This window comes from Acinetobacter halotolerans, from assembly GCF_004208515.1.
In the GTDB taxonomy this organism is placed as follows: domain Bacteria; phylum Pseudomonadota; class Gammaproteobacteria; order Pseudomonadales; family Moraxellaceae; genus Acinetobacter; species Acinetobacter halotolerans.
This window is the reverse complement of record NZ_SGIM01000006.1, coordinates 156,472-182,597: the sequence shown is the minus strand read 5'-3', so window position 1 is coordinate 182,597 and position 26,126 is coordinate 156,472. Positions and strand designations below refer to the sequence as shown.

Annotated in this window: 22 protein-coding genes and 4 tRNA genes; 18 read left to right on the top strand and 8 right to left on the bottom strand. The window is 41.1% G+C overall.

Annotation, left to right across the window (positions count from 1 at the left end; genetic code table 11):
- Positions 1 to 119 precede the first annotated feature (119 nt).
- The 15 genes from EXE30_RS09240 (at position 120) to EXE30_RS09170 (ending at position 11,486) form a co-directional block, all read left to right on the top strand.
- Entirely contained in the window at positions 120 to 536 is a 417-nt protein-coding gene (locus EXE30_RS09240) for a hypothetical protein (protein ID WP_130162124.1), read from the top strand.
- A 71-nt stretch (positions 537 to 607) separates the two neighbouring features.
- Entirely contained in the window at positions 608 to 2,455 is a 1,848-nt protein-coding gene (locus EXE30_RS09235) for a copper resistance system multicopper oxidase (protein ID WP_130162123.1), read from the top strand.
- Positions 2,442 to 3,332, top strand: coding sequence for a copper resistance protein B (locus EXE30_RS09230; protein WP_130162122.1), 891 nt, complete (start codon positions 2,442 to 2,444; stop codon positions 3,330 to 3,332). Before EXE30_RS09235 ends, EXE30_RS09230 begins: the two co-directional genes overlap by 14 nt.
- Before the next feature lie 82 nt (positions 3,333 to 3,414).
- The gene (locus tag EXE30_RS09225) at positions 3,415 to 3,921 is read left to right on the top strand and encodes a cobalt transporter (protein ID WP_130162121.1); all 507 of its coding nucleotides are present in this window, start codon (positions 3,415 to 3,417) and stop codon (positions 3,919 to 3,921) included.
- Between the two features lies 1 nt (position 3,922).
- A complete protein-coding gene (locus EXE30_RS09220) occupies positions 3,923 to 4,465 on the top strand; it encodes a hypothetical protein (protein ID WP_130162120.1) in 543 nt (180 codons plus the stop codon).
- 159 nt (positions 4,466 to 4,624) lie between these two features.
- Entirely contained in the window at positions 4,625 to 4,945 is a 321-nt protein-coding gene (locus EXE30_RS09215; RefSeq protein WP_130162119.1) for a DMT family transporter, read from the top strand.
- Positions 4,946 to 4,994: 49 nt separating this feature from the next.
- Positions 4,995 to 5,492 (top strand): methylated-DNA--[protein]-cysteine S-methyltransferase, encoded by a 498-nt coding sequence (locus EXE30_RS09210; RefSeq protein WP_130162118.1) that lies wholly within the window; start codon positions 4,995 to 4,997, stop codon positions 5,490 to 5,492.
- A gap of 341 nt (positions 5,493 to 5,833) precedes the next feature.
- Positions 5,834 to 7,054: a bifunctional glutamate N-acetyltransferase/amino-acid acetyltransferase ArgJ gene (gene argJ, locus EXE30_RS09205; protein WP_130162117.1), complete on the top strand. Its 1,221-nt coding sequence runs from the start codon at positions 5,834 to 5,836 to the stop codon at positions 7,052 to 7,054.
- Between the two features lie 142 nt (positions 7,055 to 7,196).
- Positions 7,197 to 8,261 carry a quinolinate synthase NadA gene (gene nadA, locus EXE30_RS09200; protein WP_130162116.1) on the top strand — a complete coding sequence of 355 codons (1,065 nt, stop codon included), beginning with the start codon at positions 7,197 to 7,199 and terminating at the stop codon, positions 8,259 to 8,261.
- 132 nt (positions 8,262 to 8,393) lie between these two features.
- Positions 8,394 to 8,470: transfer RNA gene (locus tag EXE30_RS09195), tRNA-Pro, on the top strand.
- Between the two features lie 71 nt (positions 8,471 to 8,541).
- Positions 8,542 to 8,618, top strand: a tRNA-Arg gene (locus EXE30_RS09190).
- A 39-nt stretch (positions 8,619 to 8,657) separates the two neighbouring features.
- Positions 8,658 to 8,733, top strand: a tRNA-His gene (locus tag EXE30_RS09185).
- 4 nt (positions 8,734 to 8,737) lie between these two features.
- Positions 8,738 to 8,814, top strand: a tRNA-Pro gene (locus EXE30_RS09180).
- Between the two features lie 312 nt (positions 8,815 to 9,126).
- Positions 9,127 to 9,594, top strand: a complete 468-nt coding sequence (locus tag EXE30_RS09175) for a DMT family transporter (RefSeq protein ID WP_130162115.1) — start codon at positions 9,127 to 9,129, stop codon at positions 9,592 to 9,594.
- Between the two features lie 287 nt (positions 9,595 to 9,881).
- The gene (locus tag EXE30_RS09170; RefSeq protein WP_130162114.1) at positions 9,882 to 11,486 is read left to right on the top strand and encodes a GMC family oxidoreductase; all 1,605 of its coding nucleotides are present in this window, start codon (positions 9,882 to 9,884) and stop codon (positions 11,484 to 11,486) included.
- 35 nt (positions 11,487 to 11,521) lie between these two features.
- Here the strand turns inward: EXE30_RS09170 and ntrR are convergent, their stop codons facing one another.
- The 3 genes from ntrR to EXE30_RS09155 all read right to left on the bottom strand — a co-directional run bounded on the left by ntrR (position 11,522) and on the right by EXE30_RS09155 (position 14,990).
- Positions 11,522 to 12,268: an ADPR responsive transcriptional repressor NtrR gene (gene ntrR / locus EXE30_RS09165; RefSeq protein WP_130162113.1), complete on the bottom strand. Its 747-nt coding sequence runs from the start codon at positions 12,266 to 12,268 to the stop codon at positions 11,522 to 11,524.
- Positions 12,269 to 12,599: 331 nt separating this feature from the next.
- A complete protein-coding gene (locus tag EXE30_RS09160; protein WP_130162112.1) occupies positions 12,600 to 14,087 on the bottom strand; it encodes a nicotinate phosphoribosyltransferase in 1,488 nt (495 codons plus the stop codon).
- 18 nt (positions 14,088 to 14,105) lie between these two features.
- Positions 14,106 to 14,990, bottom strand: a complete 885-nt coding sequence (locus EXE30_RS09155) for a phosphoribosyltransferase family protein (RefSeq protein WP_130162111.1) — start codon at positions 14,988 to 14,990, stop codon at positions 14,106 to 14,108.
- Positions 14,991 to 15,339: 349 nt separating this feature from the next.
- On the opposite strand from EXE30_RS09155, the gene EXE30_RS09150 reads away from it, so the two are divergent.
- On the top strand, positions 15,340 to 16,515 hold the full coding sequence (locus EXE30_RS09150) for a zinc-binding dehydrogenase (RefSeq protein WP_130162110.1): 1,176 nt from the start codon (positions 15,340 to 15,342) through the stop codon (positions 16,513 to 16,515).
- A 117-nt stretch (positions 16,516 to 16,632) separates the two neighbouring features.
- Here EXE30_RS09150 and EXE30_RS09145 read toward each other — a convergent pair whose 3' ends face one another.
- The 4 genes from EXE30_RS09145 to betI form a co-directional block, all read right to left on the bottom strand.
- The gene (locus EXE30_RS09145) at positions 16,633 to 17,424 is read right to left on the bottom strand and encodes a TorF family putative porin (RefSeq protein ID WP_130162109.1); all 792 of its coding nucleotides are present in this window, start codon (positions 17,422 to 17,424) and stop codon (positions 16,633 to 16,635) included.
- Positions 17,425 to 17,488: 64 nt separating this feature from the next.
- Positions 17,489 to 19,183, bottom strand: a complete 1,695-nt coding sequence (betA, locus tag EXE30_RS09140) for a choline dehydrogenase (RefSeq protein WP_130162108.1) — start codon at positions 19,181 to 19,183, stop codon at positions 17,489 to 17,491.
- A 78-nt stretch (positions 19,184 to 19,261) separates the two neighbouring features.
- Complete coding sequence (gene betB, locus EXE30_RS09135; RefSeq protein WP_130162107.1) at positions 19,262 to 20,734, bottom strand: betaine-aldehyde dehydrogenase; 1,473 nt, start codon at positions 20,732 to 20,734, stop codon at positions 19,262 to 19,264.
- Positions 20,727 to 21,350: a transcriptional regulator BetI gene (betI, locus tag EXE30_RS09130; RefSeq protein ID WP_130162106.1), complete on the bottom strand. Its 624-nt coding sequence runs from the start codon at positions 21,348 to 21,350 to the stop codon at positions 20,727 to 20,729. Before betI ends, betB begins: the two co-directional genes overlap by 8 nt.
- A gap of 200 nt (positions 21,351 to 21,550) precedes the next feature.
- Between betI and EXE30_RS09125 the strand changes: the two genes are divergently transcribed.
- On the top strand, positions 21,551 to 23,152 hold the full coding sequence (locus tag EXE30_RS09125) for a BCCT family transporter (protein ID WP_130162105.1): 1,602 nt from the start codon (positions 21,551 to 21,553) through the stop codon (positions 23,150 to 23,152).
- A 120-nt stretch (positions 23,153 to 23,272) separates the two neighbouring features.
- Positions 23,273 to 25,333: a choline transporter gene (locus tag EXE30_RS09120; RefSeq protein WP_130162104.1), complete on the top strand. Its 2,061-nt coding sequence runs from the start codon at positions 23,273 to 23,275 to the stop codon at positions 25,331 to 25,333.
- A gap of 56 nt (positions 25,334 to 25,389) precedes the next feature.
- Here EXE30_RS09120 and EXE30_RS09115 read toward each other — a convergent pair whose 3' ends face one another.
- Positions 25,390 to 25,845: a hypothetical protein gene (locus EXE30_RS09115; protein ID WP_130162153.1), complete on the bottom strand. Its 456-nt coding sequence runs from the start codon at positions 25,843 to 25,845 to the stop codon at positions 25,390 to 25,392.
- Positions 25,846 to 26,126 lie beyond the last annotated feature (281 nt).

Genomic DNA, 26,126 nt, shown 5'->3' with positions numbered 1-26,126 from the left:
TTTAATCTAACCACGATTAAGTTATTACAATTTGAACATGAAGATGATTGTGCAAATCAATGAAAGAAATTATGCTAAACATATCGAGCAGCTTTCATCATTGAAACCAAGGACATTCAGTGCAACTTCGCAAACAATACAAACAACTGTGGTTTGTATTCCTGATGATTTTTTTCATTGGGGGAAGTGGTGTGGTTGCTGCTGCAGTTCCATCGATTCAATCTGATACAACAGTTCAAACAATACCATGCCATGAACAACACATGGCAGATCATCATCTGCAGATGTCGCATGCGGATGCTTCGACCTTCTTATTAGAAAAATGTCATACACAAAAAATGCAAGGAGACCATCAGCATTGTCAGGACTGTAATAGCCCTTTACATTGCCAAACCGTTAACTTTGCCTTAGATCAACAGACACCCATAATATTCTCTTCACCACTTTTAGAGCCTCCTACGCATAAAAATACGGATTATCAGGCTCGACATCTTGCTGGCTATTGGCACGAGATATTACGTCCCCCTAAAACCTGATCTGTTGAATCCCAACCTAACTCCCTCTTTAATGGAAGAGGGGGATTTAAAAACAGATTAGGAAAATGATTATGAATTCCAAAATATGTGCTGGTGTTGTTACTAGCCTAAGCCTATTGTTTGCTCCCTATAGTCTGGCTGCAATTAAAGAATACCACCTCAATATTAATCAAGAGATGGTTAACATTACTGGAAAACCAGTAAAACGCATGACCGTAAACGGTAAATTTATTGCGCCACTTTTAGAGTTTGAAGAAGGTGACGAAGCGGTTATTCATGTACACAATCTATTAAAAGATCAAGATACCTCATTGCATTGGCATGGATTGCTTTTACCTGGCCTGATGGATGGAGTGCCCGGGTTTAATGGTTTCAATGGGATTAAACCAAATGGCAGTTTTGAGTATCGTTTCAAGGTACGACAAAATGGAACGTATTGGTATCACGCGCATAGCAAAGGCCAAGAACAAGATGGTTTATATGGCGCACTGGTGATTTATCCCAAAGGAAAACAACCCATTGCAACCCATGAAAAAGCAGAACGTGATTATGTGGTGATGTTGTCTGATTTCCATGAAACGAAAAGCGATCAGATCATGGCAAATCTAAAAAAGTCTGCGGAGTATTATCAAAACCAACGTGAAACGGTTGCTGATGTTTGGAAACAAGTCAAACAACAGGGTTTAAAAACAACATGGCAAGACCGTTCAATGTGGAATCAGATGCGGATGCTTAAAACAGATTTGTCTGATGTTACGGGATATACTTTTCTTGTAAATGGAAAAACCCCACAACAGAACTGGACGGGGGCATTTAAAACAGGTGAAAAAGTTCGTTTGCGTTTTATCAATGCCTCGGCTATGTCATTCTTTGATGTGCGTATTCCAAATCTAAAAATGACGGTGGTGAGTGCGGATGGTCAGCCAGTACAACCTGTAGCAGTCGATGAGTTTCGTATTGGTGCAGCAGAGACTTATGATGTGCTGGTTGAGCCAAAACAGTCACATTATCAAATCGAAGCTGAATCCATTGATCGTTCGGGTTTTGCCATCGCTTCGTTACATAATGAAATTCAAACTCAGCATACGATTGAAATGCCTAAACCACGTCCACGTTCATTATTGACGATGGATGATATGGGTCATAGTTCGAATGCTCAGATGGATCACAGTTCACATAGTCAAATGAAGATGGCTGAAATGGATCATAGCGCTCATGCTCCGATGAATATGGCAGAAATGGATCACAGTGCGCATGGTCAAATGAATATGACCAAAATGGATCATAGTGCTCACTCTCAAATGAGTACGCCAACAGCAGATCATGCTGAACATGGTCAACAACAATCAGCACCGACTGTTGACAATGAAGCGGCAAAGCCACCTCAAGGTTGGGCGAATGCGTCAACACCTGTAGGGCATAAAGCTTTGCAGTACACTGATTTAAAATCATTAACGCCGCAATCTGATACGCGTCCAGCTGAAAGAGAATTGGTGATTCGTCTAGGTGGTACCATGGAACGTTATATTTGGACAATCGATGGGAAGAAATTTAGTGACAAAGATTTTGAACCGTTGAAAGTACAGTATGGTGAGCGCATTCGTTTGAAATTCGTCAATGAAAGCATGATGGCTCATCCGATGCATTTACATGGCATGTTTATGCAACTAGAAAATGGGCAAACTGCAGCTAATATGCCCAATAAACACACCATCGTGATTCCACCTGGTCAAACGGTCACTGCTATGCTTACCGCGGATGAATTGGGCGAGTGGGCGATTCATTGTCATTTATTATTCCATATGTCAGCAGGCATGATGAGTAAGTTGATTGTTGCAAATGTCGATGATTCAAAAACCGTAAAGCAAAAAACCAGCCCTGTTCAATCTACTCAAGGAGAGAGCCATGCACATCACTAAGCGATCTTCTGAGATCAAGCGATATACTCAATTGGTTTTTATTGGTGGTCTCATATCTTCGATCAGTCTATTGACCTCGGCACATGAAGGCCATGATCATCAAATGATGCAGTCACAATCAAGTATGCAATCAAATGCATCTGCATCAATGGATCATTCACACCATCCAATCACCCCAACACAGCAAGTTCAGATTACTCAACATGGTCAGCATGATCATCGCCTAGAACATGGCGGGCAAGTTTATCAGGCGACCAGTTTGGAGAGTGCTTGGACTGTGGGTGATGACGGACGAGGACGTGCGAGCACTGAATTAAAAACTTGGGTCGGAACAGATGAGAATAAAGTTTTCATTAAAGCCCATCTAGAAAAGGCTGAATCCGAGCAAGCTGACACTGAAGCAAAGGTATTGTACAGTCGTAATATTGCAGATTTTTGGGATATACAGGCAGGTTTGCGGTATCAATATCAGTCTGAACAACAGCAAGATAAAGATCAATGGAGTGCAGTATTTGGCTTACATGGTTTAGCGCCTTATTTCTTTGAAACGGATGCGTTTGTATATGCAGGCCAAGATCAGCGTTGGCAGCTGAGTTTAGAAACAAGTCGTGATTTCTTGTTTACTCAAAAATTGATTGCTCAGCCTTATCTCAATGTAGATGTGGTATTGAATGATGAATCTAAATACGCACGTAAAACAGGTCTATCTAAGCTGCAAACGGGCGTACAAATGCGTTATGAAATCAGTAAAAAAGTAATGCCGTTTATAGATGTTGCCTACGCTTATCATAAAGGTGTAAAGCAGACGGAATGGCAAACCGCATCGCAGCGCGAAAAAGGTGGATTGTACGGTGCTGGTGTTACGCTAAAGTTCTGATATTTTGCTTAATTTTTAACATTTTTGAGATACTGTTGGTTTATACTAGCAGTATCTTTTTTGAGTCATTTATGGTGCATCAATGGCTTTAGAACAACAAGACAATCAAATAACAGAAAGAACAAAGCAATCTGAAAAGATCGGGCGTACCCAAGATACGTTAGCGTCGCAATTAGAGTTAATTGCACCCGATGGCAGTATGTACGTGAGTTACTATTATATTCCACAGATGAATAGTGTTGTGGAGGCTCAACGTGTCAGAAAAGCACTGATTCCTTTTGCTGCGATACTGGTAGAACATAATATTGATTTAGAAGTACGTCATTTAACCCTTTATCATCACGATGACTCAATTGATGAGGTCACGTCTGTATTACAAGCGTTGAACTTAGGCGCAGAACTACAGCAAACAATGTCTCATTATGAGCCATTGGAGCTAGCAAACTTCAAACCACAACAATCTGATGAATCGAGCAACAAACAAGAAAGAGTAGGATTTTATTTAAAAGCAGCTCAAAATTTTTTATATGTGGTTTTAGAAAAGTGTAGACAATGGATTAAAGCATTGCGAAGCAAAAAGGATAAATAATATGCCGAGATGGATGTATGGCCTCATGGGCTTTGCATTGATTTGGTTGGTTTGGACCAATTGGCTTAAACCAATACCCAATCTCACTCAGGTTACGGCACAGGATGTGCAAATCGTAGAATTACAGTCTTATGAAGGTATCTTTCGTGTGCTTTCACGCAAAGATTATCATTCGGGACGAGAGGCTGAGTTCTCTCCGATTGATTTAGCGGTAGGGTGGGGTGACATGGCGAAACCCGATATCTATAAACATGTCGATATTTCACAACGAAATCGTTGGTATTACTGGCGAGTGGAAGACCAGCCTCCAATTACACTACGTGAGATCGCAGTACAGAGTGCCAATATGCATATCGTGCCTGCAAGCGCACAGGTCGCTGAACAGCTTAAGAAAATTAAAAAAGATGATCTAGTGAACTTAAAAGGTGCTTTAATCGAAATTCAGACGCCTGATGGATGGCGTTGGCGGAGTTCCTTGTCACGTGAAGATACGGGGAGTGGGGCATGTGAGTTGATGAGAGTCGATAGTGTCGTTTGGTATTGAATTTTTGGTATAAGTAAGCCATTGAATAAGCTTTGTTTAGATACATAATAACTCACATAATGTCAGGTTTATAAATTACAATATTGGGTTGAGTAGGACGACCTCTCATTAAAGAATCACGTTGGGACGACCCAACCCTTGCTATACACGAGAGAAAAAATGGCGTGGGCAATTTTAATTTTGGCTGGTATTTTCGAAATTATTTGGGCGTATTCAATGAAACTGTCAGAGGGGTTTACTCGTTTAACTCCGACAGTGATTACCTTCGTTTTTATGATTTTGAGTTTTGGTTTACTTGCAACAGCAATGAAAACTTTGCCGTTGGGTACAGCTTATACCGTTTGGACTGGGATCGGCGCAATCGGATCATTTGTTATCGGTATTGTAATCTTAAATGAACCGATGACAGCCATGCGGATGATCGCAGCGGTCCTCATTGTATCTGGTTTAGTTTTGATGAAGCTTTCATCCCATTCTTAGTTATCTTTTTGAAAAAGATGGACTCAGAGTGATTTAAAAGGAGATTGTGATGCAACTGGTTTATATGTATATGGACTCTCCCGTCGGCGCATTGAAACTGGTTGCACATGATCGGGCATTGGTTGCGGTGATGTGGGACAATGAAGACCATAAACGAGTACGTTTGGTCGAGTTACTAGAGAACACTCAGCATCCGATGCTACTGAAAGTAAAACAACAATTAGAACAATATTTTGCAGGGCAACGTCAGCAATTTGATTTGCCTTTAGATTTTCAGGGTACCGTATTTCAACAACAAGTTTGGCAAGCTTTGCTGACCATTCCTTATGGGGAAACGCGTAGTTATAAGGATATTGCACTTCAGATTGGCAATGTAAACGCAGTACGTGCAGTGGGTGCTGCGAATGGGAAGAATCCAATTTCAATTATTACGCCGTGTCATCGGGTGATTGGTTCTGGTGGGGCATTGGTGGGTTTTGCTGGTGGGTTGGATAAGAAGCAGATTTTACTCAGTTTAGAGCAAAACCAAAATCAATCTTCAATATAGCTAATCTCTTTTATTTATAATAAGCTATTAAGCACTTTAAGGAATTTATCACATTAATTGAAGAATAAATTACAGGCGTGGCGGAATCTTATCTCGAGTAATTTAATTCTTGGATTAACCTTCGGTTCGAGTTACTTTGGTTTCGCCCAAAGTAACCAAAGGCATTGTCATCCGCAAAACCTATTCACTTTTTGCATCTAATTAATTGCAATTATGAATACAATATTTTGTATCTTTTTGAGATCGCGCAGGTTGCGGGTGACTTCTCCGAGTATCGTGTTGAGGAGATATGCTCTATGCCGAATTCTATATATTTAATTTAACTGAATGGAAGTTTAAAAATGGCTGTTGGTGACGTAACGATGCCACTTATGCATGTGGTGCAGGGTGTAAAAATTGGCTCAACTGAGGCGTATGTACGTTATCCAAATCGACGAGACCTAGTCATTTTTGAATTGGCAGAAGGCTCAAATGTTGCGGGTGTATTTACCCAGAATGCATTTTGCGCTGCACCTGTTCATGTTTCTAAAGCTCATCTTGCTCAAGCTAATCCTCGCTATTTAGTCATTAACACTGGTAATGCTAATGCAGGTACGGGACCTACAGGTTTAAAAAATGCACAAGATACTTGTGCGAAGTTGGCTATGTTGACAGGGGTAAATAGCTCTGAAGTATTACCTTTTTCTACAGGGGTGATTGGTGAACAACTGCCGATGGAGCGATTGTTGGTTGGACTTCAGCCTGCATTGAACTCGTTACAAGAGTCTGCTTGGGCTGATGCTGCTTCTGGCATTATGACAACAGATACTGTGCCAAAAGGCGCATCAGAACAATTCGAACTTAATGGGATTACTTATACCATGACAGGTATTAGTAAAGGTGCTGGGATGATTCGTCCAAATATGGCCACCATGTTGAGTTTCGTTGCGACAGATGCACCGATTAGCCGTGATTTAGTACAAAGCTTATTAAAGACCACGGTTGAACACTCATTTAACCGAATTACGATTGATGGGGACACCTCAACCAATGACTCTTGTATTTTTGTAGCAACAGGTCAGGCAGGTGGACGTGAGATTACGTCAAACAATGATGTGCGTTATGCCAAAGTATTAGACGTACTTGCACGTGTCATGAATCGTTTGGCACAGTTGATTGTACGTGATGGTGAGGGTGCAACTAAGTTTATTACCGTTGCTGTAGAAGGTGGTGCAGATACACAGGAGTGTTGTGACATTGCTTATAGTATTGCCCATTCACCATTAGTAAAAACTGCACTTTTCGCATCAGACCCGAATTGGGGGCGTATTTTGGCTGCGATTGGTTATGCTGGTGTCAAAGATTTAGATGTTTCAAAAATTCAGGTATGGCTAGATGATGTACAAATCTGTAAAGATGGTGGTGCAGCCGAGGACTATACCGAAGAGGCTGGTGCACGGGTCATGGAGCAAACTGAAATCACAATTCGTGTTGATTTAGGTCGTGGTCAGTCTAAAGATACGGTATACACCTGTGATTTATCTTATGACTATGTGAAAATTAATGCCGATTATCGTTCGTAAATTTGCGTTATAATGCAGCCTCCACAGTGAGGCTTTTTTTATATCGCTTGTTTGTGGATGATGTGATTAATCCCAAATCTCAACAGATACCCACGTTATCAGTTTGCAGTGATGCAAGCGCGCAGGATAGAGAAGACGCTTTATGAAAGATGCGAATTTAATTGCGAACGACGCCAAAAATATTGTGCAGACGCATTTAGATCGTTTGGGCGAGCCAAAGGACAATAGCCTAAGCCCAGAAGTGAAACAACAGAAGTTTGCACAAATTGCAGCCGAGCTTAAAAAAAGAAATGCTGTATTAGTCGCACACTATTACTGTGACCCTGACGTACAAGAGCTTGCTGAACTGACAGGCGGATGTGTTTCTGACTCTTTAGAAATGGCACGTTTTGGTCGTGATCATCCAGCGACGACACTAGTAGTTGCTGGGGTTAAGTTTATGGGCGAAACCTCAAAAATTTTATCGCCTGAAAAAACGGTGTTGATGCCAACTTTAGAAGCGACTTGTTCACTTGATATTGGTTGTCCAGTTGAAGAGTTCTCTGCATTTTGCGATCAACATCCTGATCATACTGTGGTGGTATATGCCAATACGTCTGCGGCAGTAAAAGCAAGGGCGGATTGGGTAGTAACCTCAAGTTGTGCGGTCGAGATTATTGAGCATTTAGACAGTTTAGGTGAAAAAATTATTTGGGCACCTGACCAACATTTGGGGCGTTATATTCAGAAGAAAACAGGCGCAGAAATGTTGTTGTGGGATGGTGCTTGTATCGTGCATGAGGAGTTTCGTGCGCGTGGCATAACCCAAATGAAAGCACTTTATCCAGATGCAGCCGTTTTAGTCCATCCTGAATCACCAGAGGCGGTTGTGGATATTGCGGATGCGGTGGGAAGTACCTCGCAATTGATTAAAGCAGCGCAGACTTTGCCGCAGAAACAAATGATCGTAGCAACCGATCGAGGCATTTTTTATAAAATGCAACAAGCGGCACCTGATAAAGAGTTGATTGAAGCACCAACAGCTGGTGAGGGGGCAACTTGTCGTTCATGTGCACACTGTCCTTGGATGGCGATGAATGAACTGGATGGTATTTTGCGCGTGTTACAACTTGGCGATGAAGAAATACATGTCGATCCAGCATTAGCTGAACGTGCGAAATTACCATTAGATCGAATGTTGAACTTTAGTGCATCGCTAAATCGTTAAAATGCCTGTTAAATATACATTTGATAAGGAAAAATCATTTTTTTTAAAACTAGGTGTTGACGTGATGCAACGTCAAGCCTAGAATGCACACCGTACCGCACGATGTGCGATACAATAAAAGCTGAGATAGATCGGAGCATAGCACAGCCTGGTAGTGCACCTGGTTTGGGACCAGGGGGTCGTAGGTTCGAATCCTACTGCTCCGACCAATTAAAAAAATGTTGAAAAACATGATTTTAAGATCGGCGAAGTATCGCATGATAGCTTTATCATCGGTTATGCGCCTGTAGCTCAGTTGGATAGAGCATCCGCCTTCTAAGCGGATGGTCACAGGTTCGAATCCTGTCAGGCGCGCCATTTGGTCGTTTGGTACATAGAATCAAAAAACATGTTATGGTGGATGTAGCTCAGTTGGTAGAGCCCCGGATTGTGATTCCGGTTGTCGCGGGTTCGAATCCCGTCATTCACCCCACATTCGGAGCATAGCACAGCCTGGTAGTGCACCTGGTTTGGGACCAGGGGGTCGTAGGTTCGAATCCTACTGCTCCGACCATCATCTTCAAGATGAGAAAAAATACCGCTATTTAGCGGTTTTTTTGTGCCTATTTTTTTTAATCTATTTACTCATATATCAATAAATCTCTTCTATATTTATTGATTCATTAACAACTTTTAAATATGAATTTGTTTGTCACAATTTCAATCTAGTATTTTATCTTTAATATCTGTTGTTATATAACAAACCAAAAATGATCTGATGTTTGATCGGTCAAAATATGAAATATTCATCGAAAATTAGTAGTGAGTTGTTTTTTATTTATATTCTATAAATCAAATTTTAAAAATTCTAAAAGAGAGTGAGTGCGTGCATAACATAAACTATGTATTGATTAGTCTTTTGGGTGGGCTAATCGTGCCATTGCAACTGGCAATGATTAACGCCTTTCGTCATACAAGTGGTGCCACACAAATACAATCCACATTTTTCTTATATGTAGGTGGGGCGATTGCATCGTTGGTTATTGCACTATTTGTCGATGGTAGTATTAAACCACCATTGTATCAACACGCTTCATGGTGGATGTGGTTATCTGGATTATTAGGCTCATTTTATATCCTCTGTATATTTCTTGCAGCTCCCCATATAGGAGCAACCAATACACTATTGTGGGTGTTTTTAGGTCAAATGATCTTTGCCACTATGATTGATAGTAGCGGTTTTCTTGGAATGCAGATTAAAAAATTAGATAGTCTCAAGTTAATAGGTCTTGGTTTTATTTTTATTGGTGGGTTGATTATGATCTATAGTGAATATAGACATTCATCATCTTGAAAAATATTGTAGATACATGGAGAAATAAACAATCACTGGATCAAATATTTCGTCTTGAAGCTGAATATTTTAAATAGCAATAATGAGAGAAAGAACTAATAGCTTAATCTTTTGATTGGACTGATTATTTGTTGCAACCCTCTTGCAGGATTTGGCTATTGTAGTTTGGGAAATATCCAGTTACTTTGCATTTCAGGTGGGATATTTCTTAGGCAGCTACCGCAGGATTTAGGTGCGATGTCTGACACATTGTCTGAATGTTTAAAAAAGAAAAAATAGGGATAGAGATGACACAAACAGCTTTTGATTTTGTAATTATTGGTGGTGGTTCAGCAGGATGTGTGCTGGCTGGACGATTATCTGAAAATCCGAACATTTCTGTGTGTTTATTAGAAGCAGGAGGAGATGGAAATAGTTGGTTGGTCAACACGCCAGCCGCAGCGGTAATCAGTATTCCGACAAAATTGAATAACTGGGCAATAGATACCATCCCTCAAAAAGGTTTGAATCAACGTAAAGGTTATCAACCGCGTGGTAAATGCTTAGGGGGGAGTTCAGCGATCAATGCGATGGTGTATATCCGTGGGCATCGTGATGATTATGATCATTGGGCCGCACTGGGAAATACAGGTTGGTCATATGATGAGGTGCTTCCATATTTTAAAAAATCAGAACATAACGAAAGCATTAAAAATGATTACCATGGTCAACATGGGCCTCTCAATGTGAGTAATTTATGTTCAGATAATAGTTATCAAAAAACATTCATCGAGGCGGCTAAACAGGTGGGTTATCCACTCAATGATGATTTTAATGGCGCTGAACAAGAAGGTTTAGGGGTTTATCAAGTCACACAAAAGAATGGTGAGCGTTGGAGTGCCGCACGAGCTTATTTATTACCCCATTTAGGCAAACGTCCAAATTTACATGTGATTACACACGCGACAGTTTCTCGTATTGTCATCGAAAATGGTCGTGCCGTTGGTGTGGAATATAAACAAAAAAATCAAACTACGATCGTTCAGGCAAACAAAGAGGTGTTGTTGTCGGCAGGGGCATTCCAATCTCCGCAAGTATTGATGTTATCGGGTATAGGTCCACGCCAAGAGCTAGAAAAGCATGGTATTCCAGTCATAAAAGATTTGGCAGGGGTGGGTGAGAACTTACACGATCATCCAGACTTTATTTTTGCTTATAAAACCAAACTGATGGAGGGTACATTTGGCTTATCTTTAGGTGGAAGCTTAGATTTAGTTAAACAAATTGGGCGCTATCGTAAAGAACGTCGCGGTTTGATTACCACGAATTATGCTGAATGTGGTGGTTTCTTAAAAACGCGACCTGAACTAGACAAGCCAAATTTACAGTTACATTTCGTAATTGCCATTGTGGATAACCATGCGAGAACAATGCATGCTGGACATGGTATCTCGTGTCATGTTTGTTTGTTAAATCCACGTGCACGTGGTTCGGTCAAACTCAGTGGTAAGCACGTGGATGATCCTTTATTAATTGATTTTAAGTTTCTTGAGGATGAGCAAGATCTTCAAGATATGGTGGATGGCTTTAAAGTCACGCAGAAGTTAATGCAAGCGCCAGCGTTAAATGAAAAGATCAAAGAAGATATCTTTACTGCGAATGTGAAATCGGATGATGAGATTCGGGAGATTTTATGTCAGCGTGTAGATACGGTTTATCATCCTGTCGGTAGCTGTAAGATGGGTGTAGATGAGATGGCGGTGGTTGATCCTGAGCTGAAGGTTTATGGGGTTGATGGTCTTCGTGTTATTGATGCTTCAATTATGCCAACCGTGGTGAATGGCAATACCAATGCTCCTACGATTATGATTGCAGAAAAAGCAGTTGATATGATTCGTCAAACTTGGAAGTAAGATTTTGGAGCTAAGGGTTTTTGCCTTAGCTCTTTTTATTGATCACAGGGATGACGTGGTGTTTCCAACATACGTGGGAAAGTAAAATTATAATCTTTTAGAGCATAGCGAAATAGTTGAGCAGGGCGTTTACCTACAATTTTCTGTTGTCCTGTTTCTTCAACTGCTCCTGCTTCTTGCATCCTACGTCTAAATGATTTTTTTTCTAATGTATGCCCTAAAATAATTTCATAAATGGTTTGTAATTCGGTCAATGTAAATAACTCAGGCATTAGACTGGCCGGTAGAGCAGTATAGCGAGTCTTATTGCCAAGACGCCCAAATGCGATCTGTAGTAATTCCTTATGATCGAAGGCTAAATCAAGTTTCAAGGCCTCCTCTAAAGAATGCCATTGACTCTTTTCATTTGCTGTACTTTCTTGAATGTCAAATTTATGAAAATCAATCAATGCAAAGTATAGAGACGTAATAGACCAGCCTCGTGGATCACGATGATGGTTGCCGATGGTCTCGACTTGTTCGAGATAAGGTGAGTTAATGCCTGTTTTCTCAACCAATTTACGATGCGCCGTTGCCATTAAATCTGAATCAGTTCTTAAATTGACAAAGCCACCAGGTAAGGCCCATTTTCCTTTTTCTGGAAAGTTCGAGCGTTGAATCATTAAAACCTGTAATTGACCTTTTGCCACAGAGAAAATTGCCATATCAACGGTAAACAAAGGTGTGTCATAGTCTGTTTTTAAATAGTGGGCAAGGTATTCCTGTTCAGAAGTATAGGTCATTTGGATTACTCTCATTGATGAGTGAGTTAAGTATAAAGGTTTTTTTATATTTAGATTAGCTGTTTATAAATGGAAAAATGAGGGTGGTCTGATTTTGGTCTAGACTCGAAATTTATTGATAAATCAAAAGGTTTCTGTATTGGTTATTGCTTACTTTTCGAGGGTGAAAAGTAAGCAAAATCCTTTATTAAGCTGTTGGTACATCCTGAGCGATTTTAAAGCTCAACGTTGAAAGCAGCACAAGACCATGAAACAGGGGTATTTATGCTGTCCGTCACGATAGTCAATAGTCGATTAATTTCAGGTCTAAAGTTAATTTTTTTAAATGATTTTATGCCAATCTCTCCCGAATCTGATCAAGTGAACACTCTCTTAACAATTGGCCATTTTCAAATACGGTTTGAAGTACGCCCATATTTTCTTGTTCAGCAGTTTGTTGATCAAATAATTCAAAACCATTTTCAGTTTGCTCAATACGCAATAAACCTTTGGCAGATTTTTTCACACCTGAATCCGTTGCTGGGTCTTTGAATAAATCACGACCAACGCCGTTCACTTGTCCCCAAGTAGCTTTCACTGCAAAACCAAACGTATCACGTGTGAGGTAGTTATAGGTGTAGCTACCAATCCCAAAGACTAGATTGTTTGAGGCAAAGCCTTTGGCAACGAGACCTTTTAAAATATTTTGTGCACGTTCCAGTGTAATTGAGTCACCATAGATTAAACCGACACGTTCATTCAGCACTTTATAGCCTTGAGTTGTTTCGGTACCTCCAAAAATCTCCCATAAACATTGCACTGCGCCTTTATAAGCAGGGCTGTCCACTTCTGCATCGGGATCACCGCAGATAATTTTCACAGGATCACCTGAGTCCGGACGAAATACCACTTTGGCTAAACCTAAGGCATTTGGCTGTCGATTTAGAATCTCTGCTTTTAATTCAACGCTAAACTCAGTAATGACGCGCCAAAAATCCCAAGTATCCGATACGATACTGACCACACCAGACGGATAAAGCTCACAGATAAGACGTCTAAAGGTCTCGATTTCACTGTCTTCACTGCCCATACACATAACACTGTGTTCAGTTGCAGGAACTGAAACGCCCACTACACCTGTTGCATTGTAATATTCTTCTGCATAGTCAATCGAAGCGACTGAATCTGTACCAATAAAGCTGGTTAAGTGACCTACGCCAGATTGGGCTGCATCATAGATGCCACTCATACCACGGCTACTAAAATCATGACCTTGAACGGGAACAAAATCTAAAGCTGCACCTGTTTTTTCTGCATATTGAGTTAACAAGCGTTTGTATTCATAAGCAATTGTTGCAGTGGTGCAACTTTTCCATAGCTCGGCACTAAGCACTGTTTCAATATAGTTGGTTAACCAAAAGAAATTTGGATCAGTATTGATAATGGTCAATACAGGCACTTTGATATTAACTCGGCTACCTTCTGTCAAGGCCTTAATTTTTAATGGTAAATATCCGAGATCGTGCAAGGCTTCGATGTGCTCGACAGGCACTGCACCTTCACCTAAAGAATTGTCCATACGACGTTTATAGGCTGCGACCACTTTAGCTTTGGGCTGATTAAAAAAGCCCTCGTTCCATGTTTCAATCAAGAAGTGTTTGATAAAGCCTTGTAGACCAAAGAAAACAATTTTGTCATCAAAATCAGGCATCATTTTGGCTAAACGAGATGAGCGAGGTGTGAAGTTTGCATACACGTATTCAGTTCCCACTGGATACTGACGACGGTGATCGGCTTTGTAGAAATCGATTGCATTGAGTGGATTAATTTTAATACTCATTTTTATATTCCTCTTACTTTAAATCTTAGTTTTGAAATTGATAATTTTGAGTTTTGTTGATTCTGATTGAGCCAAGCTGTTACTTGTAAATACCTGATCGACCAATCCATCAAATACCGCCAAACCTTTGCTAAAAATGCCATGCGTGACATACAGAATAATGTTTTGGCAGTTTAGGCTGCGTAGTTGTTTGGCAATACCAATAAAGGTTGCGCCACCATCACAAATATCATCGGTGATCACTGCTGTTTTTCCTGTCAAATCAGGGCTATCCACCGCCGTTGTTCTAATTTTTCCAGTGCTTGGATCGCGTTTCTTTTCACAGCGAATCATCTCAATCGCCTGGTGGCGTTGTGGATTGATGTTATTGGCAATCACTTGGGTACGTTGGGTTGCGCCAGCATCGGGACAGACCAAAACTGTATTGCCAGCCGATAAAATCCGCATCAGTTCTTCACTTTGCTCAATGATCTTGACTGGCTCAATATTGATCACCTCTTGGAAGCTGGTGTTTTGGCGGAGTAGATCAAGAGTGACTTGGCTATGACAATCCCAAACCACAATTTTTTGACGTTGTCCTGCAAATTTTTCTGCATTGCTATTTAATAACTTAGTCATCAAATCTAGTGAGAAGGCCTGACCTTGGGCACAGATACGGTCTTGGCGAGCATAAGGAAAATAGGGGATTTCAACACTAAGACGAGTTCCCTGCTCAATCAAAACATTTTCCAATAACAGGTAATCCATCACATCTGCGCTGTTGTTTAGTGAGGCTTTGATATGTGTACTTTCTTGCAACTGATCAATCACGTTTTGTTTGAGTTCGATATGACGTTCGCCACCTGAAAACTGCAAAAACTCGATGGGAACATTCGCTTGAGCTGTCATAAGTTGAATCGCCATTTTTAACCTCTCCAAATAGTGTCTTAAAGCCAATAAATATATATTGTCATAAAGACACTATATATTGCAATAGCTCTTTTTGATTTTTTTAAATGAAATAACCGAAGATAATTTCTCTATGATTTTTGAAACTGCTATAAAAAATAAGGATAAAAATTGAAATGAAATCCTATGAGAGGTTTTTAGTATTTTGGTTAGCTGACCTCATTTGATAAAGATATTGATATTTAGGTCATGGATTCTGACAATGCAGTTTGTCAAAATTAAAATGAAATGTGTTAGTCCGACTGTTTTAATTGAGAAAACTGAAAAACTAACAAATGCAATAAAACAATAAGGAAAGCATCCTATGAAATCGTTAGTTTGTCATAATGCCGAGCTGAAGCTGGAAGACAGTTTTCAATTAGTCCCCGCGAAAGGGCAAGTATTACTTGAAGTGGTACGTTGTGGAATTTGTGGCTCGGATTTACATATGCAACATCACTGTGATCATATGCATGATTTGGCAGCGCGAGTCGGTTTTAATGGGGTTGCAAAATCCTCTGATAAGCTCGTTTTCGGTCATGAGTTCTGCGGAAAGGTATTGGATTATGGCCCAAAAACACGCCGTAAATTAAAAGCAGACACTTTGGTTTGTGCGATGCCATTGCTCAATGTTGATCCACAAGGATATGTGCCAACAGGTCTTTCACCAAGTGCATCAGGCGGTTATGCAGAACAAGTTTTAGTTCAATCCAGTTTAATGTTTGAAGTTCCGAATGGTTTGGATGCGGATAGTGCTGCGCTGACAGAACCGATGGCTGTTGCCTTGCATGCGGTGCGTCGTAGCCGAATTAAGAAAAATGAGCCAGCAATCGTGATCGGTTGTGGTCCTGTTGGTTTAGGTGTGATTATTATGCTCAAAGCGATGGGTGTTAAAACTGTCGTTGCCAGTGATTTTTCACCAAATCGCCGTAAGTTGGCTGAGCAATGCGGTGCAGATATATTGATTGATCCTAAACAGCAATCTCCATTTAGCAGTTGGAAAGAGCTGGGTTTGCTGGGTAATGTCTCTGAAGCAATTAATATGGGGATGGGCATTTTTGATAAAGTTCAGACTTTCTCATTGCCATGGGTCAATGCAATGCGTGTGGGTGACAAACTCGGTTTGTTACCGAAGCGCCCAGTGATTTTTGAGTGTGTTGGTGTGGCAGGTATCATGCAGCAGATCTTGGAGGGTGCGCCACTGTTCTCACGTATCGTGGGGGTTGGTGTTTGTATGCAAAGCGATAAGATCGAACCTGCATTGGCGATCAATAAAGAACTCGAAATCCAGTATGTGCTGGGTTATACGCCACTGGAGTTCCGTGACACCTTGCATATGATTGCCGAAGGTAAAATTGATGTTTCACCACTGATTACAGGTGTGGTGGGCTTGGAAGGGGTAAGCAATGCCTTTAATGCATTACGTGATCCAGAACAACATGCAAAAATCTTGATTGATCCAAAACGAGCAGGATCGGATATTCAATTGATCAAAGCATAATTAGACTAAAATAAAAGCTGCTATTTTTGGAAATAGCAGCTTTTTTGTTTTAAATGACTAAAATAGCCTAAGCAATCTCTATCTAAACAGATATTGGAATTTAGTTAAATTGAGCACTTAAAAGCTTTTGGTGAGGGAAAATGTCACAGTCGAATCAATTGGATCTGAGACTCGGGCATTCGGATTACCATTACTGTATTCTTTGTAATAATCCTCTTTGTCCCATGCTTTGCTATACATGAGGCTAGCTGCAAGATCATAAGGAAGTTCTTTATTGACCGAGAAACTGGCATCTTGAAAGCTTGCTGCTGAAAAGTTTTTAATACGTTGATTGCCATAATGAGCATCGGCAGACCAACCTTGACCTAACGGTTGATGCCAATTGACATCTAAATAGCCTGAACCACGTGAGTGCTGATCATTGCCTACACCTAAAGTCTTTGAGTTATTACCAAAATAATCTTGGGTATAAGTCACAGCATATTTGACGGTGACGGGTCCATAAGCAATCTCTGGAATAATTTCACCATAGTCAAAACTGGTATGACCTGTTTCAGCTGTGGTTTCTGCGCCTGGATAAAAATAGTAAGCGACAGTGACACCGAGAGAAAGATCACCAAAGCTACGCGAATAACCCGTATAAACATCCCACTCTACAGAAGCGTCGCGAATAAAATGATCACTTACCGTCGATGCCCACGTACCCACGAACAAGCCATTGGGATGTGCATAATCAAGACCGCCTTGTAGGGCTGGTTTGCCCCATGTTTGTTGAAAGCCGCGTGATACATATTGGCTTGCAACGGTGAGATTGGCACTAAACGGTGATACTGTTTCAGTGGTTGACTCGGTTGCATGAGCCGTGTGTAAAAAAAAGCCCAAAGGTAAAGTGAATAAAATTCTTTTCATTTGAATTTTCCTAATGGTTGGCAGCACCTTAGATCGCTAAGGCGCTGAACATAACTTAACTAGGTTATGCAAATGGACGTAAAGGGGATTGGCGTACTGGAGCAGTACCAGCTTTGTAGTAGTCTGCTTGGGAGCGTGGTAGCTTTTGTCCACGAATTTGATCAGCAATTTTCTCTGCCATCATAATGGTGGTGGCATTTAAATTACCTGTGATGATCAACGGCATAATCGAGGCATCAATGACACGTAAGCCTTGTAGGCCATGAACACGACCTTGTCCATCAACCACCGCCATCTCGTCTTCGCCCATTTTGCAACTACATGATGGGTGGTAGGCCGTTTCAGCATGATTGCGAATAAAGTCATCCAGTTCAGCATCAGTTTGCACGTGTTTTCCGGGACTGATTTCTTCGCCACGATATGGATCAAGTGCGGGTTGGTGCATAATTTCGCGGGTAATACGGATACCATCGCGGAATTCACGCCAATCTTGTTCTGCTGACATGTAGTTGAACAAAATACTTGGATGTTCGAATGGGTCTTTAGATTTCAGCTTAATTCGACCACGTGATGGTGAGCGCATCGAACCAACATGGGCTTGAAAACCATGTTCTTTTACCGCGTTACTGCCATTGTAGTTAATTGCAACAGGCAAGAAATGGTATTGGATATTTGGCCAGTCAAACTCATCTGAACTGCGGATAAAACCACCTGCCTCAAACTGATTGCTTGCGCCGATGCCTTTGCCAAGGAACAGCCATTCAGCACCAATCGCGGGTTGGTTATACCATTTCAATGCTGGGTAAAGAGAAACAGGTTGCTTACATTTGTATTGCAAGTACATTTCTAAGTGGTCTTGTAGATTTTCACCTACACCAGGAAGATCTTGTACAACTTCGATGTCCATAGATTTGAGGAAGGTAATTTCACCAACACCTGAGCGTTGTAAAATTTGTGGCGATGCAATTGCACCTGCGCATAGTAATACTTCACGTTTGGCCTGTGCTTGTTTCATGTTGGCTTGATCAGTACCAATGATGTACTCAACACCAACCGCTTGTTTATTGTTAAACAAGATTTTATTGGTCATTGCATGGGTTACGATGGTGAGATTTGGACGACCTTTTGCCATATCCAAGTAACCACGAGCTGTACTTGAACGACGACCTTGCGGTGTCACAGTACGATCCATTGGGCCAAAACCTTCTTGTTGATAGCCATTTAAATCATCGGTACGTGGATAACCTGCTTGTACGCCTGCTTCAACCATTGCGTGGAACAACACATTATTATCATTTTTAGGTGTTGCGACTGAAACAGGGCCATTGCCACCATGATAGTCATTGCCACCAATATCGCGCGTTTCTGCTTTTTGGTAGTAAGGCAAACAGTCTGCATAAGTCCAGTCTTCAAGACCTTTAAGCGTTGACCATTGATCTAAATCCATGGCATTGCCACGGATATAACACATCCCATTAATTAAGGATGAACCGCCTAGTCCTTTACCACGTCCACATTCCATACGACGATTGTTCATATGTGGTTCTGGATCGGTCAAATACGCCCAGTTATAGCGGCGACCTTGTAGAGGAAAAGCCAAAGCTGCTGGCATTTGTGTACGAAAATCTAAACGATAATCTGGACCGCCTGCTTCTAATAATAAAACAGTCACATCTTGGTCTTCTGTGAGACGTGCTGCGAGAACATTTCCGGCAGATCCTGCGCCAATGATAATGTAATCGAATTCTTGCTTATTCATAATTAGCCTTTATTGTTGCATGATCAACTGAATACATCGTGATTCAGTTGATCAAGTGAAGATAAAGCGCAATGCTTTTTAGAAAATGCTTTGGTAATCACCAAGCTCAACTTGAATGGATTTAATACGGGTGTAATGTCCCAAAGTGGTTAAACCATTTTCACGCCCAACGCCAGATTGTTTATAACCACCGACTGGCATTTCAGCAGGGGACTCGCCCCATGTGTTGATCCAGCAAATACCCGCTTCGATCTGATGAATCATGCGATGTGCTCTACTGATATCTTGAGTCACGATGCCAGCGGCTAAACCAAAGGTGGTATTGTTGGCACGACGAATCACTTCTTCTTCAGTGGTATAACTGAGAATACTCATGACTGGCCCAAAAATTTCGTCCTGTACAATCCGCATATCATCGGTACAGTCACTAAACACGGTAGGTTGAACGTAAGCACCTTGTGCAAAAGCATCTTCAGTGAGACGATCGCCACCAATTAATAATTTGGCACCTTGTTGCTTGCCTGCATTGATATAAGAGAGAACTTTGTCCATATGAGCAAAGCTGGTAAGTGGACCAAAGTTAGTTTCATGATTCATCGGATCACCGATACGAATACGTTTTACGCGTTCGACGATGGCCGCTTCAAAATCAGCTAACAGGGCTTTTGGTACAAAGACACGGGTACCATTGGTACAGACTTGACCCGAACTAAAGAAGTTGGCCATCACCGCAATATCTGCGGCACGGTCGATATTTGCATCGGCACAAATGATCAGTGGTGATTTACCACCGAGTTCCATGGTGACTTCTTTAAGGGTAGAGCCTGCGGCACTGGCCATAACTTTTTTGCCAGTTTCGACTCCACCAGTAAATGAAATTTTTTCGATGATTGGATGTTCAGTTAACCATTGTCCAATTTCACTACCAGCACCTTGTACAACGTTAAATACGCCGTTAGGAAGACCTGCTTCGGTATAAATTTCTGCAAGTTTAAATGCGGTTAGGGGAGTGGTTTCACTTGGTTTGAAAATCATGGCATTGCCTGCTGCAAGTGCAGGGGCAGATTTCCATAAAGCAATTTGAATCGGGTAGTTCCAAGCACCAATCCCAGCAACCACACCGAGTGGTTCACGGCGAGTATAGAAAAAGCTTGATTCACGAAGCGGGACTTGTTCGCCTTGAATTGCAGTCGCAAGACCTGCGTAGTATTCAAGTACATCGGCACCTGTGACGATATCAACGGTTGATGTCTCGCTGTAGGCTTTACCAGTATCGAGTGTTTCAAGTTGCGCCAGCTCATCATTACGTTCACGTAAAATGTCAACTGCACGGCGTAAAATACGAGAACGCTCTATGGCTGTCATAGCAGCCCAGATTTTTTGTCCTTGTTGCGCGCTATGAACTGCGGCTTCAATATCTTGTTGCGAGGCTTGTTGAAGTGTTGCAATCACTTCACCATTGGCAGGGTTAATACTATTAAATGTTTTACCACTGGTTGCTTCAACATAGCGTCCGTGGATATATAGTTGATGAACGTGTGCATCACTCATTCTGTTTCTCCTGCAAAGGTTTTTTCGCAAATTGTAATTGCGTTTTGACATAGTCATAGGCGATGGAACGGGCAAGTTGGCTGTCAAACTCATCATGACTGCTTAAACTGCCGCGTAGCCATAATCCGTCAATCAATGCCGCTAATCCGCGAGCGGCAATGCTGGCCTGTTCTTTATCGAGTAACTTGAGAAAATAAAACTTCAAGTTTGAATACAGACGTTGATCATTAATGCGTTGCAAACGACCCAGTTCAGGTAGATGCATACTTGCAGACCAAAAGTCCAACCAGACGCGCATGGCTTGTTTATTGACCTGACTGATATCAAAGTTGGAATCAATAATCGCCTTAATCTGGCTTTCAGGATGTGAATCAGCTTCAACTTTGTATTGATCTGTTTTCTGACGTAAAACGTTGAGCATTTCCTGCATACAAGTATTGATAAGTCCTTGTTTGTCACCAAAGTAATGACTCACAATGCCCGTTGATACTTCAGCTTTTTTTGCGATTTGTGCAATGGTGGTGTTGGATAACCCTACTTCATAAATCACGGTGAATGCAGCGCTGATAATTTCTTCGCGTCGCACATGCTCAGGTTTTACTCTACGTTTTGTCATGTTGATCCATTGAAAGCCCGATTCAGGTACTTTTTATTTAACATTTCTCAATGTTGAACATCATAACATTTTTTTATCATACTTTTTATTGATTGAACGTTCAATCAATAAAAAGTATGATCTGTAAAAATCAATGAATTTTTGATTGGTTGGTCAAGATTTGAAGTAATAAGAATACACCGATTGCAAGGAGCAACCAGATGGTGTCAAAAAGTAATGCTGGATTTACATCCGAACGCGTTCGATTAAATTTATTTGTTTTTTGGAGCTCAGCAATCAGTATTGGCGTTTTCGGCCTATTGTTTGTGCTGTTTCCAGAGCAAAGTCAGTTTTGGCTCACCTATGTGCAAGAGCAAGTCAACCAATTGTTTGGCTGGTATTACATGTTGGTCATTGTTGCTTGTTTAGGCTTTGTTGCATGGTTGGCTTTTTCGCGAGTTGGGCAAATCCCACTGGGAAAAGATCACGATAAACCTGAGTTTGGTTATATGGCTTGGGTGTCGATGCTATTTTCAGCAGGTATTGGTATCGCATTATTGTATTACGGTGTTGCTGAACCTGTTGATCATTTCTTAAGGCCACCAGAAGGTGAGGGCGGCACAGTTCAGGCGGCGCGAGATGCCATGATGTATAGCTTTTTACATTGGGGTATTCATGGTTGGGTGCTGTATGCCTTGATCGGTGTCACATTAGGTTATTTTGCTTTCCGTTTAGATTTGCCACTGGCATTGCGTTCAGCCCTTTATCCTATCTTTGGTGAGCGAATTTATGGCTGGGTCGGGGATTTCGTCGATGGATTTGGTATTTTAGCCACGGTTATTTCATTGGTCACCAACTTGGGTATAGGCGCATTAGTCCTCGTCTCTGGTCTTGTTTATTTGTTACCTGATATCCCTAATAATCATACAACGCTGATAGCAGTGGTGCTGTTGATGATGTTTGTGGCAACGATCACCACGGTGATCGGGATTGAAAAAGGCTTGGCTTGGCTGTCTCGTATTAATCTGCGTTTATTGTATGTGTTGTTATTATTTGTGTTTTTAACCGGACCGACCAATCATCTGCTCAATGGTTTAGTGCAAAACGTAGGGGACTACCTGAGCCAGTTTATTGCCAAAAGTTTTGATATGTATTTGTACGATCAGCAAGCAAATACATGGTTAGGTTCATGGACGGTATTTTACTGGGCATGGTGGATTGCTTGGGCGCCATTTGTTGGTATGTTCATCGCGCGTATTTCTAAAGGACGCACCATTCGTGAAGTGGTTTTAGGTGTATGTCTTGTTCCACTTGGTTTTACTTTGGCGTGGATTTCGATTTTCGGAAATACCGCCATTCATTTAATTTTAGATCAAAAACAAAAGGTTTTAGGGGAAATGGTCCTGGCTGACCCCGCATTATCGTTATTTAAATTTCTCGAATATTTGCCTTTCAATCCTTATATTGCTGGGATTGTTGTTATGATTTGTTTCGTTTTGTTTTTGACTCCAGTGGGTTCGGGTACACTCATGATCGCAAATCTATCTTCGAAAGGAGGTAGCAATGAAAGTGATTCACCTATTTGGTTGCGTATCTTTTGGTCTGTGGTGATTACTATTGTCAGCATTGGTCTACTCTTGGCGGGTAGTTTCGATGCGATGCAAAGTGCCGTTGTACTCTGTGGATTGCCATTCTCAGTGATTATTTTGCTTTATATGTTTGGTTTAGCCAAAGCACTTAAGCAGGATAAACACAACCTTCAGCCACCGCATGTGGTTACGAGGTCAACACCTCATCCTATTGAAGAACCAGAAGTTATGTAATTTCGGTTAATGACCTTTATTTTTCATTTTTTTATTCAGAATGGTCTTTTCTTTATTGTTTAAATAGGGAGAAGACAACGATGGATATTTTCTTTTTTTCTCGAATTCCTTGAGGATTGTATGGTGACAGATAATCCAAGAGCAGTTGATGATTCATCTATTCAAACAAAAGACCATCTCAATCGTGTGGTCTTTTATGTTTCAGCGCTCATAATTTTAATATTTTCATTAACCACGATTTTGTTTAATGATTTCGCCAATCACGTATTGAATACGGTTTTGGGTTGGGTCAGTTCCACATTTACTTGGTACTACTTACTTGCAGCAACGCTTTATTTAGTCTTTGTGGTCTTTATTGCCTGTTCTCGTTATGGCGATATCAAGCTTGGACCAAAACACTCAAAACCTGAATTTAGTTTATTGAGTTGGTCTGCGATGCTATTTGCCGCAGGGATCGGGACGGACTTAATGTTCTTCTCGGTGGCAGAACCCTTGTCTCATTATATGAACCCACCTGTCGGTGAGGGGCAAACCTATGAAGCTGCGCGTCAAGGTATGGTGTGGACATTATTTCACTACGGCTTGACGGGTTGGGGGATGTATGCCTTGATGGGCATGGCTTTAGGCTACTTTAGCTATCGTTATAACTTGCCGCTCACTATTCGTTCCGCGTTGTATCCCATTTTTGGTAATAAAATTGATGGTCCGATCGGGCATTCTGTCGATACAGCAGCCGTGATCGGAACGATTTTTGGTATCGCCACAACCTGTGGTATCGCTGTTGTTCAAATCAATTATGGTCTACATGTTTTATTTGATTGGCCTGAGGGCTTATGGGTTCAGTCTGGTTTAATCTTAGTTGCAGTCATTGTCACGATTATTTCTGTGACGGCTGGGGTCAATAAAGGGATTAAAGTTTTATCTGAAATTAATATTTATGTCGCCATTGGCTTAATGTTATTTGTTTTATTTTTGGGTAATACCGAATTCTTACTGAATGCTTTGGTACAAAACTTTGGTGATTATATCAGTCGTTTTCCAAGCTTGGCTTTAGATAGTTTTGCGTTTGAGCAACCGACTGAATGGATGAATAGCTGGACCATTTTCTTCTGGGCATGGTGGGTGGCTTGGTCACCATTTGTTGGGCTATTTTTAGCGCGTATTTCTCGTGGGCGAACCATTCGTGAGTTTGTCTGTGGCACTTTAATTATTCCTTTATTGTTCACCATTACATGGTTATCTATCTTCGGAAATAGTGCCTTATACAATGTCATTTTTGATGGCAATACGGCATTGGCGCAAACGGTTCTCACTGATCCTGCACATGGTTTCTATGACCTATTGGCACAATATCCATGGTTTGCATTTGTCGCTGGGATTGCCACGATTACAGGCTTGCTATTTTATGTGACCTCTGCCGATTCTGGCGCCTTGGTATTGGGTAACTTCACTACCAAATTTTCCAATATTGATAATGATGCACCACGTTGGTTGCGTGTCTTTTGGGCGGTTGCCATTGGTTTACTGACCCTTGCGATGTTAATGGCAAACGGTATCACCGCCTTACAAAGCGCCACGGTGATCATGGGACTCCCATTTAGTTTTGTGATGCTGTTGGTGATGGCGGGATTGTATAAATCTTTACGTTTGGAAGACTACCGCAATGCCAGTCGAAGCCTCAATGCTGCACCAGTAGTGGGTAATGTTGATATTCTAAACTGGAAGCAGCGTTTACGGCGTGTGATGAAGCATCCGGGGACAACCGAAACATGTCACATGTTAGATACTGTGTGTCATCCTGCGGTGAAAACGGTTGCTGATGAGTTAATTAAGCAGGGTATGCAGGTTGATGTGACCAGCACACCGCTTGAAGAAAACGATGCGCTGTATCATCTTGATCTCACGATTTATTTGGAAGAAGAACATAATTTTGTCTACCAAATCTGGCCTGTGCGTTATACAGCGCCAAACTTTAGTGAACGGGGTAAACGGGGTAAACAATTCTATTATCGTTTAGAAACCTTCTTATATGAGGGCTCTCAGGACAATGATCTAGTTGGCTATACCAAAGAACAGGTGATTAATGATATTTTGGATAAATATGAACGTCATATGTCTTTCTTGCATATGAATCGTATTGGCCCGGGAAATCGTCTTTTGTATCCTGACTCGCAGGATTAAAACAACGCTATTAATAAAAAACCCCGCAAATCATTGTGGGGTTTTTTATTGGGTTGTCATAAAGCACCGTACTGTTGCCATGTTTCACCTGTATCATGAGCTGCGTATTTTTCTTTTAACTCATGTAAAGATTGAGCTTGATAAAGTGCAAAGACGATTAAAATTAAAAATAACCCCGCCAGTTTGATGAGTTTTTTATATCGATAATGTCCTGAATATAAATAAAAAATACAATAGAACGCTAACACTAAATAAGTGCAAAAAAGAGAGTTTAACGCTAAATAAATCAGCAGGAAGGTCGTGAACACCAAAGCTGTTCGATTTTTAAAAGTGTTTGGTCTGAAACTCAATAGATGAAGTACCAACAGCCCCAACGACGTCCAAAACAGATAAGTGCTACCGCCAATGATCACAATATAAGCGGATTGGAGGCATAAAAGAGCCAACCATACCAAGACGGAAAAAATAATAACTTTAGAGCGGCCAGATGTTGCAGGTAACGAGTCTTTCATATGAATTAGATTACAAAATACCAAGCGCATGATTAGACGTCATAAAGATGCCACCGATAGCGGCGGCGCGTCCAAGAATGCTCTCGGAAAAGGGTAAATTGCAGTTGAGGTTACTGAATAAAAAATGTTGATGCTGTCACATGTGCTCATAATAGTGAGAAATAAGACAAAAAAATACAGTTGTCTGGTAACAATCAAGAATAGCAAACTGCGAGGGCTAATGAGCACAAATAGTTTTTTTCAATCAAGTAGTGCAACAGAAAAGTGCGGACTGCATATTG